This window comes from Pseudomonas vancouverensis (assembly GCF_004348895.1).
GTDB classification, from domain to species: Bacteria; Pseudomonadota; Gammaproteobacteria; order Pseudomonadales; family Pseudomonadaceae; genus Aquipseudomonas; species Aquipseudomonas vancouverensis.
Genome location: NZ_RRZK01000009.1, coordinates 146,632 through 158,022 on the forward strand (window position 1 = coordinate 146,632; position 11,391 = coordinate 158,022).

The window sequence follows — 11,391 nt, forward strand, 5'->3', positions numbered from 1 at the left end:
TGGATTCGGGATCTTTACATTTGGTTTGTTCGCGAGCGTTATCGTCGTGCAATGCCTTCTATGTTAACGACTCGATTCAGTTACCGAGAGTGGAGCAAGTATCCAATGGGTGATTCTGTGCGGGCGACTGTGAAATGTCAGGACCCAGGCGATGGCAGCGGGGATGTGATCATCGATCTTCCTCCGGATGTCCTTGCAGCAATGAACGTCGGTCTCGGGGATTTGTTAACCATCGAGCTGGTTGAAGGATCGATAGTGCTAAGGCCAATCCGCGACACTGATGCGAAATCCTGAGGCTCGAATCGGCCAACGACGATCGGTCACAAGCGGCTGCTTTTGGCCGTTCTCTGCCGGTCGTCATTCCCTCGTTCGCTGGTCAAACTGGCTGCGAATGACGGGGCTGTAACGCTGCAGGGGGAGGAACAAATCCGTTCAACTCCAATAGCCCAACTGCCTGCCGGGCTTTTTTTACTGCCCGCTCATCTACTCAGTCGCACACTTTTTACCTATCAACTTCAAACCATTACGGCCCAGAAAAGCTGGACCTCATAGGTGAGGTGAGTATGTCTAACGAATTCATTTTCCAAAACCAAACACAAGGCTCTGATCCATCCAAGTCTGAGCCAGATTCAGATGAACCGATGCTAGATCCAGACGATCCGAACAAATACGATCCGTTGAAAAATCCAGGTGATGATCGTCCAGAAGACTGGAAGGATCCAGGTGAGAGGACTACCCCGGAGGCGGATGAACAGACACCGCTTTCAGACGATAGGAGATAGGAGAGAAAGTCCGGTCAGTGAACTTCTTGGGAAGGCTTGGACGTCGATAGTCGGATTGTGCGACGTACGCAATCAACACCGATAGCCCCACACACTGTCCTCTGATGCTTTAGGCGGGGAGGGGACGAGAAAATGAAAAGCCCGCCAGGTAGCGGGCTTTTACGTTGGAGGGCTTAGGCCATCCGTAGAGCAATACTACTTTTTGGACACCACAATCGATGTGGTTTCCAGATCCCACGTAGTCTGGGTTTTACCTTCATCGCGCAGCAGATACTTCAACACCCGGCCTTGAGGGTTCTTCGGCAAGCTGCTGCGGAACTCGATATAGCGGGGCAGGGCATAGTAGGGCACAGAGTCGGTGGCCCAGTGGAACAGCTCCTCTGGAGCAAGCGTGGCACCCTCATGCAGAACAGCCGTGACTTTCACGTCGTCCTCGCCCTTGTCCGACGGCACGGCATGTACCGCCACTTCAGCCAGCGCCGGATGAACAGCGAAAGCGGCTTCCATTTCAAAGCTGGAAATGTTTTCACCGCGACGGCGCAAGTAGTCCTTCTTGCGATCGACGAAATAGAAGAACCCGTCGTCATCGAATTTGCCGATGTCGCCGGTGTGGAACCACATGTTGCGCATCAACTTCTGGGTGTCTTCCGGACGGCGCCAGTAGCCCTGGAACATGATGTCCGGGCGCAGTGGACGCACAACGATTTCACCGGCGCTGTTCGGCGCGACTTCTTGATCGAGGTCGTCGACGATGCGTACGTCGAAGTCCGGGATACGTTTACCCGATGATCCGGGTGCTGCGTATTCACCGGCAGCCAGCGAGGTGATAACGCAGGCTTCAGTCAGTCCATAGCCATTGCCGCCGACCAGCTTGGTACCGAAGCGTTCACGCCAGATTTTTTTGGTTTCTTCGGTGTAGGGATTGCCGCGTGCGGTATGGATCTGTCCGACACAACGCAGCATGGCTTCATTGTCCGGGGCCTGGGCGAGGAGGCCGCCCATGCCGCCCAGAATCGAGGCGATGGTGGCTCCGGAGCGCTCGACTTCCTGCCAGAAGTTGGAAACAGAGAAGCGCGGGAGAATCGCGGCGCGGGCACCCACCAGAATGCTGGCGATAATCGACACGCATAGTGCATTCATGTGGAACAGCGGCAATGGCGTAATCGTTACGTCATCGGCGCTGGCAGGGCCGGCACGCAGTTGCAGGCGCGCCAGGTTGCACATGAAGTTGTAGCTGATCATGCAGCCCTTGGATGGGCCGGTGGTACCTGATGTGTAGATCAGGCAGGCGAGATCCGAAGGTTGCGGTTTGGAGGGAAGCGGGGTGGTGTCATGGCCACGGAACTCATCCAATGGCGCTACGCGAATCCGACAATCCACCAAGGCTTCGGGTGTGCCTCGATAAAGAATATGTTGCACATCCTGCAGCTGTTCAGCCAGCGAGGTCATACGTGGCAGGTAAGCCGATTCGCAGATCACGATGGATGTTCCGGTGTCGGCGATCTGGTGGCGCAGGAATTCGCCTTTAAGGGCGGTATTGATCGGCACACTCACGGCGCAGAGTTTGTTGATCGCCAGCCAGGTGGTGACGGCGTCGATATTGTTATCGAGCATGGTCAGCACGGTTTCGCCCGCCTTGACGCCAAGGGTGGCAAGGGCGTTGGCCATTTTTGTAGAAAGTGAGTCAACCTGAGCGTATGTGTATAAATCTCCGCTGAAATCCAGCAATACTTTGTCTGGATGCCTTGCTACTGCACGACTTAGCGCATCGATGACAGTGTCTCGTTCTCCCACTGCCCAGGTGTCTGGATTGCCGCTGCTGCCCATGAATTTTCTCCATTTTAGCTACCAACAGCCGTTGGTGTGCCTGATTTTATTTTGAAGGGAGAATTGGATTCTAAATAGAAATTCCTAAAATGTCTTTAGGGATAAGTTGAACATAGAATGTTATTTATGCACAGATCCTGTGCTAATGTTACTCATCTTCACTCTCAATGAGCCCATCAATCCATGCCAAAAGCCGCATCCCTGAAAGCAGAAGCGCCTACGCCGGCCCCTAAAACGAAAAAAACCGTGGTCCCGGACGCTGGTGCAGAAGCGGGTAAGTCGCTGGAGCGACGCACCGGCCCCAAAGCAGTCGCAGGCACCAAGGTCAAACCCAACAGGCGTTCGGAAGAGACCATCGCCAACATCCTCAAAGCCACTGAAGAGGTGGTGCTGATGTCGGGTGCCGATCGTATTTCTATCCTCGATGTGTGCCAGGTCGCCGGTGTTTCGCGGGGGACTTTTTATCGTTACTTCGCTTCACAAGAGGACCTTCTGGACACCTTTTCACGGCATAAACGTGAAAGTTTCCACAGTTCGCTGTCCCAGGAGCTTGGCCATATCAGTGACCCGGAAGCGCGCCTAAATGCGCTGTTTGCCTATCTCGACAACTACCTCGAGCAGAGTCGAGCGCGGCGCTTGCTGGTAGTCGCCCCTGACTATGCGCTGGGTTTTTTCCGACGAATCTTCCACGATTCGATCGTGCGTTTTCAGGATGGCCTGGGAATCGTTTTCGACGATTGGGATGATCGCCTTGGGGTGCGCCTCGATCGTGAGCTGATCTGCGAAATGATCATTCGTTATGTGTTGAGTGAAATTTTGGTGCCGGAGGCGGCGGGTCGACGCTTGTTCCCGGTGCGGGTGAAAAAGCTCCTCGGTGCACTGATCATGGGTTCCACCTCGCGTACTCGACGCTAAGTCCTCAATCACTCCTTCCTGTTGCGTAAAAGCCCCCGATCTTCGGGGGTTTTTCGTTTCTGCGCGCGTCTACTTTCTGATCCTCAACCTGCTTTTCTGTCCCTCGGGGCGCGTTTTTCGGCGGTTTCTTGGTCCTTTCAAATTGTCTCGAAGGCTCTATCGCGGGCTTTTTCCAGCGGCATGAAAATAAATTGAACAGAATTTTGATTTCTGCTCAATTTAAATTTAATCTTTGGTCTTAGCAGCGAGCCGTTCGGCTTACCCTTCCCGCAACGGATCGAGTCTGATCATGGGAAGGCACCGCGCTAAACAAACCAACAAAAAGTGCCAACTTCGAGGTACCTAGACATGCTTATCGATCTCCACGCTCACGCTCCCCATCCGGGCTACTACAACCAACATCCTCATTGGGGACCGTTTTTCGAGCAGCACGCTGACGGTGACATCAAGCTGCGTGTGGGTGATTGGATTCTTGGTCTGGGTTCGCCAGAGCGTAAGGCCGCCGTACGTTCCGGTAATGGTCCGAAGCTGGAGGAGTATTTTGCTCGTTGGGCTGACCCGAAAGTACGTCTGGCGGGCATGAACGCCGCGGGGCAAAACCTGCAGGTCGTATCCGTTCCTTCGCACTGCTACATGTACTGGACTGAAGCCGAATTCGCCGTGCCATTCGCTCGTACAGTTAACCGAACTCTGGCTGAGTACTGCTCCGCAGCGCCGGACCGCCTGATGTTCTGGGCTCATGCGCCGCTCAATGTCCCTGAAGCCGCTGCTGCTGAAATTCGCTATGCCTGCACCGAGCTTGGGGCCAAGGGCCTGGTTGCGGGGGGCGCCAACTTCGGTGGCCTGGAATTCGATTCACCGGAACTCGACGTGGTATGGCGCACCCTGTGCGATCTCGACTTGCCGATTTTTGTGCACGGTTACAACCAGTCTGTCACCTGGGGCAAGAACGCCAACAGCGATCGCTACGAAACCACGGCAATCGTCGGCATGCAGTACGACGAAACCCGTTGCTTCTGGAATCTGATCTGCGGCGGTGTGCTTGATCGCTTCCCGGACCTCAAGGTGTACATCACGCACGGTGGCGGGTATGTGCCGTACCAGCTCGGTCGCCTGGCCAAGACCAACGAAAACCTGGACGTCAAATACAACAAGAAGCCACTGCTCGAATACATGAAGAACTTCTACTTCGACGTAGAACTGCATGAGGTTCCAATGCGTCAGGCGTTGGTCGACATCATTGGTGCTGACCATGTGCTGTACGGCAGTAACTTTGGCGGCAGTGATGCCGTACGCCACGACCTGACTCACGGCCTGCAACTGTCCGATGCCGATATGGCCAAGATTCGCTATGAAAACGCATGCCGTTTGCTGCACCTGGACCCGACCAAGCTGGGCAAGGTAGGTGCCTGATGAAGCTGGCGCGATGTGAATATCTGGGTACGGGTATTTTCTGGGCTGTTGTCGATGTTGCCCAGGACCAGGTGACGCCAATTTCCGGTGAGTTCAATGATTGGGCGCCAGCCGTGGCGGCTGGTCGCGGCATCAGCTCGGTGCGCCTCTCCGGCTCTTCATTGCCTTTGTCAAAGGTACGTCTGCTGCCGCCGATCGAACCCGTCAACCGGGTGGTGGTAGCGGGCGCCAACTACGCCAAGCACCTGGTGGAGTTCGGCTTGAGTGCGCCGGCGCAACCGGTTGCGTTCCTCAAAGCCTATGGGGCGCTGATTGGTGCCAATGATCCGATTCGCTTCCCGCCATTAACGGAGGAGCTTGATCACGAGGTCGAACTGGTCGCCGTCATCGGCACGCCGGAAATCGATCTGGAGAATCCGTTGGCGTGCGTGCTCGGATACACGGTCGGTAATGACGTCAGTGCCCGGGACCTGCAGCGTAGCGGTCCGGCTGGTATCGGCATGGATCTGTTCGCGGCCAAGAGTCAGGACCAGACAACAGGTCTGGGGCCGTGGATCGTCACCAAGGACGAGTTCCCGCAAGGCTCGCCGAAACTGCGCCTGACCTTGAAAGTGAATGGCGAAGTGCGCCAGGACGGTTCCACCGGTGAAATGACCTGGGATGTGGGGCAACTGATCCGCTTCGTTCAGCAACGTTCGAGCTTTGCCGCGGGCGATGTGTTGTTCACGGGTTCTCCGGCAGGGGTGGGGATGGGGACTGGTCTGTTCCTCAAAGAGGGCGATGTGGTCGAAGCCAGCGTTGAAGGTATAGGCACGCTGCGCAATGTGGTCAGTAAAAAGAACCGAGCCTAAAAGAGAGCAGATCATGAGCGCCAACCAAGAAAAAGTAGTCGTTGTAGGTGCCGGCCTGATGGGTACCGGAATTGCACATGCGTTCGCCAGCTCCGGGTTCAGTACGTTGCTGGTTGATACCAACTCTGCGGCATTGGCGCAGGCCAGGGCGAGCATCGAGAAAATCTTCACCGACGGTGTGCGCCTGGGTAAGGTCAGCGAGGAGAAGGCGCACCAATCCCTGGCCAATCTGCTGACCTGTGGCGATTTGAGCGAAGCCGCCATTGGTGCCAACGTGCTCGTGGAGACGGTTTCCGAGCAGTTGGCGGTGAAAAAGGCGGTCATTGGCCAGGCTGCGCCGTTGCTGGCCGATGACGCCATCATCGCGACCAACACCTCGGCCCTCAGTGTCACCGAGATTGCAGCATCGGTGGACTGTGCAGATCGTGTGGTCGGCATGCACTTCTTCAATCCGGTGCACAAGATGAAGTTGGTGGAGTTGGTGCGTGGTCTCGCTACTAGTGATGAAGTGGTGGCGCGTACTCGCACCCTCTGCGAACAGATCGGCAAGACTTCGATCGTCGTCAATGAGTCGCCAGGGCTGACCACCAGTCGCATGTCGGCGTTGTTAGGTAACGAGGCGATGTGGATGCTGCAGGAAGGTACTGCAACCGCTGAGGACATCGATACTGCACTACGCCTCGGTTTCAACCATCCGATGGGGCCGCTGGAACTGGGTGACCTGACCGGCTGGGATACTCGACTGTCGGTATTGCGTTATCTGCATCAGACCCTGGGCGAAAAATTTCGACCTTGTCCGCTGATCATCAAAATGGTTGCGGCCGGGCGATTGGGGCGCAAGTCAGGGCATGGCGTTTACCGTTATGAGGAAGGCAAGCAAGTGCCAGGGTCGGGGCTCAAGGCGAGTGCATTATGAAAGACATCGTCATTGTTGATGCTGTACGCACGCCGGTGGGCAGGTTTCGCGGCAGTCTCGCCGGAGTGCGTGCCGATCACCTCGGTTCACTGGTGATCAGCCGCTTGCTGGAACGAGTCGACGTGTCGCCCACCACCGTGGACGACGTGATTTTTGGCTGCGTAACGCAAATCGGCGAACAGTCCGCCAACATCGCCCGTACGGCGTTGTTGGGGGCTGGTTGGCCGGTCAGTGTTCCCGGGCTGACCATTGACCGTAAATGCGGTTCGGGTGAAGTCGCTGTACACCTGGCCGCCGGTGCGATAGCCGCCGGTGTCGCGGACATTGTCGTGGCGGGTGGCGCGGAAAACATGAGTCGCGTGCCCATGGGCAGTAACCGCGAGATTCATGGGCAAGCATTCGGCTGGATGGCTGCGCAACGTTATGAGCTGACCAGTCAAGGCGAGGCTGCCGAGCGAATCGCCGATAAATGGGGGCTCACTCGCGAGGCGCTGGATGACTTCGCGTTTGCCAGTCACCAGCGTGCAGCTGCCGCTTGCGATGCCGGTTACTTCAATAATGAAATAACGCCGGTGGCGGTCGAAGGGTTGCGTGAGCTGGAGCTGACGGAACCCGTCAGCACGCTGCTTCGCGATGAAACCATTCGCCGCGATACGTCGCGAGAAAAACTCTCGACACTCAAAACCAGCTTTCGCCCGGACACCGGGCGTATCACGGCTGGAAACTCGTCGCAGATCTCCGACGGGGCAGCGGCATTGTTATTGATGAACGGCGAAACCGCGAAAAAACTGGGGTTGCGGGCGAGGGCCCGAGTCGTTGCCTTCACCACCGTTGGCTCCGACCCGACGCTGATGCTGACTGGGCCCATCGAGGCGACCCGCAAGGTCTTGGGTAAAGCTGGGCTGAGTATCGATGACATCGATCTGTTCGAGGTCAATGAGGCCTTTGCTTCGGTGCCCTTGGCCTGGATGGCAGAAACCGGTGTGCCCCACAGCAAGTTGAACGTCAATGGTGGCGCCATTGCGCTGGGTCATCCTTTGGGCGCAAGTGGTGCCCGATTGATGACGACCTTGCTCAACGAGCTCGAACGCCGCGGTGCGCGTTATGGTTTGCAAGCCATTTGCTGTGCGGGCGGTATGGGCACGGCAACCATCATAGAGCGGCTCGATTGAAATGGCGCGCTTGCCGCTAATTCCCCTCGATGCCATGCCGGCTGCGTTGCAACACGCAGTCGAGCGTGGCCGACGCAGTCGAATGCTCAGTTCAACGGCGCCTGTTCAGGTCTGGGCGCATCGTCCAGAAGTGGCGTTGGCGTGGCTGGGCTTGATGGAAAGCCTGCACACCGACAGTTTGCTCGATGAGCGATTGCGCGAATTGGTACGACTGAAGATCGCCAGCATCACCACCTGCCAGGCCTGCCAGCTGGCGCGTAAATCCGACACCGTTACCGAACAGGACATCGCCTGTATGGCGGCGGACAGTGAGCATTTCACACCCGCAGAACGGGCGGCTTTGCACTACGCCGAATCATTTGCGAGTGATTACCTGGCCATCGACGACGAGTATTTTTCCCGCCTTGCCGAGTATTTTTCCACTGAACAGGTGGTGGAGCTGGGTCTGTTTTGCGCGCTGATGCTGGCAGGCGGTCGGATGACACTGGTGCAGCAGGCCTACTGAATCTGGTCGTTGATCATAATAGTTGATCTTATTTTGAATAAGTGTCAAGTATTACGCGGATGATGCCTGCTGCGAGGTGGGTCTTCCGGCTTTTCGGCAGGTTCAAACCAAAAAATAATGACAAAAACAGCGGAGACGATCATGCCAACACCGGCACAAAGCGATCTGGCCAAGGTTTTTACCGATGTAGCCAGCAATTATCGCGGCAGCAATGACATCGACTTGCACGCGACATACCGCGAAATGCGCGCTAATTCACCCGTTTTGCAAGACAACTTCATGGCGCGTCTGGGAGTGCCGTCGATTGCCGGCCTGGACGCGAATCGACCGACTTTCACGTTGTTCAAGTACGATGATGTCATGGCCGTGATGCGCGATGCCGGGACCTTTACCAGCGGCTTTATCGCCGAGGGGCTGGGGGCGTTTTTCGATGGATTGATCCTTACGGCAATGGACGGTGATGCCCACAAGAACATCCGTAGCCTGCTGCAACCGGTGTTCATGCCAGAGACAGTGAATCGTTGGAAGGAGACGCGGATCGATCGGGTGATCCGTGAGGAGTACATCAAGCCGATGGTGCCGGCCAAGGGCGCGGACCTGATGGACTTTGCCCTGTACTTTCCTATCCGGGTGATCTATTCGCTGATCGGTTTTCCCGAAGATCGTCCAGAGCAGATCGAGCAGTACGCAGCCTGGGCGCTGGCGATTCTGGCGGGCCCTCAAGTTGATCCTGAGAAGGCTGCCGCAGCCCGTGGGGCGGCCATGCAGGCTGCTCAGGCGCTGTACGATGTGGTGAAGGACGTTGTAAGCGAGCGTCGTGCTACGGATGCTTCCGGGGACGACTTGATCAGCCGGTTGATTCGTGTCGCGTACCAGGGGCGATCCCTGGATGATCATGAGATCGCCACTTTCGTACGTTCGCTGTTGCCGGCTGCCAGTGAAACCACGACGCGTACGTTTGGCACCTTGATGTCCTTGCTGCTGCAGAATCCCGATGTGCTGGAACGCGTGCGCAATGATCGAAGCCTGGTGAACAAGGCCATCGATGAGGCTGTACGCTTTGAACCCGTGGCGACGTTCAAAGTGCGCCAGGCCGCCAAGGACCTGGAGATCCGCGGGATACCGATCCCGAAAGGGGCGATGGTGCAATGCATCGTGACGTCCGCCAACCGCGATGAAGAGGCATTTGAAAACGCCGATAAATTCGACATCGACCGCAAGGCCAAGCCTTCGTTTGGATTCGGCTTCGGCCCGCATATGTGCATTGGTCAGTTCGTTGCCAAAACCGAGATCAACTGCGCGCTGAATGCGATTCTCGACTTGATGCCCAATATCCGGCTCGACCCCGACAAGCCGGGCCCGCAAATCGTCGGTGCGCAGCTACGTGGCCCGCACTATCTGCACGTATTGTGGGATTGAACACCTTAAAAACTCCCTCCTAAAGTCTCCTCTTGGCCCCGCGACAGGACCGTTTCCTGTCGCGGTATGGCGTCCTGTCTGTTTTTTGTATCCTCAGCACAAGAATAAATATGAACACAATCAAAAAATGTGTTTAATAAAATAAAGATGTGCTCTATGATTCAGGCACAACAACAAGCCCGAATGCGAAGGGGAAAACAATGAAAGTTGAAGATCTGATTCTCGTCAGTGTCGATGACCACGCGATCGAGCCGCCAAATGCCTTTGCTCGTCACATGCCAGCGCGCTTCAAGGGGCGGGAGCCTCATGTGGTCAAAAAAGGTGACCGCGATGTCTGGGTGTTCGAAGAGCAAGCCACTGGTTACATGGGGCTGAACTCGGTAGTAGGTCGACCAAAAGAGGAATACGGCATGGAGCCGTTGGGCTACGACCAAATGCGTCGTGGCACCTGGAACATCAAGGACCGCGTCGACGACATGAACGCTAACGGCGTACTCGGTTCATTGTGCTTTCCAACCTTTCCTGGCTTCGCCGGGCAACGCTTCCAGGTGCATGCCGATCGCGATGTGTCGATGGCCGCCATCCAGGCCTACAACGACTGGCACCTGCACGACTGGTGCAACGCGGCACCGGGTCGCTTCATTCCGCTGATGATCGTGCCGTGGTGGGACATGAAAGCCGCGGCCGCTGAAGTCGAGCGGCTGGCCAAGCAGGGCGTGCACGCGCTGTCGCTCTCGGACAATCCGGCCATTCATGGTTACCCATCGATTCATAGCGATTACTGGGACCCGTTGTGGAAAGCCTGCAGCGATAACAAGGTAGTGATCTGCTGCCATATCGGTACCGGTGTGAAGGCCAACCATGCTTCGGACATGTCGCCTATCGATGCCTGGATTACTTCCATGCCGATTTCCATCGCCAACTCTGCAGCCGACTGGATCTGGGCGCCTATGTGGAAGAAATTCCCTGATCTGCGAATGGCGCTGTCTGAGGGCGGCATTGGCTGGATTCCGTATCTGCTGGAGCGTGCTGACTTCACCCACCGTCACCACAACGCGTGGACCAACTCCAACTTCGGCGGGAAGATGCCTAGCGACATCTTCAACAAGCACTTCATCACCTGCTTCATCGAAGACAACTTCGGTCTGAAAAACCTCGACTACCTGAATGCCGACATGGTCACGTGGGAAAGCGATTATCCGCATTCCGACTGCACCTGGCCGAACTCGCCGGAAACAGCGTGGGAAGGATTGCAGCATCTGCCCAAAGAGATGATCGACAAGGTCACGCATTTGAACGCAATGCGCGAATTCTCATTTGATCCGTTCTCCATCCACGGTCGGGAAAACTGCACCGTCGGCGCGCTGCGCGCTCAGGCGACGCACGTCAGCATCGAGCCTGCCCTGGGGCTTGGTGGCGCCGACCATGGTCGTCACGACAACAAACCGGTCACCTCCGGTGACATCAACGCAATGTTCGCGCAGGCAGACGCGCAAACCGCGTTGTAAGTAACCGCAATGCTCTGCAGTCGTCGGTCAACGGCGACTGTGGGGGCGGTTGTCGTTCTGTGGTCGCTTCATTCGAAGCGATT

The 11,391-nt window shown here is 56.5% G+C and carries 11 protein-coding genes; 10 read left to right on the plus strand and 1 reads right to left on the minus strand.

The annotated features are described in order from the left end of the window. Positions 1-105 precede the first annotated feature (105 nt). Together EIY72_RS30100 and EIY72_RS10395 are read left to right on the plus strand one after the other, a co-directional pair. Positions 106-294: an AbrB/MazE/SpoVT family DNA-binding domain-containing protein gene (locus EIY72_RS30100; protein WP_093224013.1), complete on the plus strand. Its 189-nt coding sequence runs from the start codon at positions 106-108 to the stop codon at positions 292-294. Between the two features lie 269 nt (positions 295-563). Then, a complete protein-coding gene (locus tag EIY72_RS10395) occupies positions 564-782 on the plus strand; it encodes a hypothetical protein (protein WP_093224011.1) in 219 nt (72 codons plus the stop codon). A gap of 195 nt (positions 783-977) precedes the next feature. Here EIY72_RS10395 and EIY72_RS10400 read toward each other — a convergent pair whose 3' ends face one another. Further along, positions 978-2,609, minus strand: coding sequence for an ATP-dependent acyl-CoA ligase (locus tag EIY72_RS10400; protein ID WP_093224009.1), 1,632 nt, complete (start codon positions 2,607-2,609; stop codon positions 978-980). 183 nt (positions 2,610-2,792) lie between these two features. On the opposite strand from EIY72_RS10400, the gene EIY72_RS10405 reads away from it, so the two are divergent. The 8 genes from EIY72_RS10405 (at position 2,793) to EIY72_RS10440 (ending at position 11,308) form a co-directional block, all read left to right on the plus strand. Then, positions 2,793-3,524, plus strand: a complete 732-nt coding sequence (locus EIY72_RS10405) for a TetR/AcrR family transcriptional regulator (protein WP_093224006.1) — start codon at positions 2,793-2,795, stop codon at positions 3,522-3,524. Positions 3,525-3,872: 348 nt separating this feature from the next. After that, positions 3,873-4,937: an amidohydrolase family protein gene (locus EIY72_RS10410; RefSeq protein ID WP_093224003.1), complete on the plus strand. Its 1,065-nt coding sequence runs from the start codon at positions 3,873-3,875 to the stop codon at positions 4,935-4,937. Beyond that, positions 4,937-5,788 (plus strand): fumarylacetoacetate hydrolase family protein, encoded by an 852-nt coding sequence (locus tag EIY72_RS10415; RefSeq protein WP_093224000.1) that lies wholly within the window; start codon positions 4,937-4,939, stop codon positions 5,786-5,788. Before EIY72_RS10410 ends, EIY72_RS10415 begins: the two co-directional genes overlap by 1 nt. Positions 5,789-5,801: 13 nt before the next feature. Continuing rightward, on the plus strand, positions 5,802-6,704 hold the full coding sequence (locus EIY72_RS10420; RefSeq protein WP_093223998.1) for a 3-hydroxyacyl-CoA dehydrogenase: 903 nt from the start codon (positions 5,802-5,804) through the stop codon (positions 6,702-6,704). Beyond that, the gene (locus EIY72_RS10425; RefSeq protein WP_093223996.1) at positions 6,701-7,876 is read left to right on the plus strand and encodes a thiolase family protein; all 1,176 of its coding nucleotides are present in this window, start codon (positions 6,701-6,703) and stop codon (positions 7,874-7,876) included. Before EIY72_RS10420 ends, EIY72_RS10425 begins: the two co-directional genes overlap by 4 nt. A gap of 1 nt (position 7,877) precedes the next feature. Beyond that, complete coding sequence (locus tag EIY72_RS10430; protein WP_093223994.1) at positions 7,878-8,381, plus strand: carboxymuconolactone decarboxylase family protein; 504 nt, start codon at positions 7,878-7,880, stop codon at positions 8,379-8,381. A gap of 141 nt (positions 8,382-8,522) precedes the next feature. Then, positions 8,523-9,800 (plus strand): cytochrome P450, encoded by a 1,278-nt coding sequence (locus EIY72_RS10435; RefSeq protein WP_093223992.1) that lies wholly within the window; start codon positions 8,523-8,525, stop codon positions 9,798-9,800. Between the two features lie 200 nt (positions 9,801-10,000). Continuing rightward, the gene (locus EIY72_RS10440; protein ID WP_093223990.1) at positions 10,001-11,308 is read left to right on the plus strand and encodes an amidohydrolase family protein; all 1,308 of its coding nucleotides are present in this window, start codon (positions 10,001-10,003) and stop codon (positions 11,306-11,308) included. Positions 11,309-11,391 lie beyond the last annotated feature (83 nt).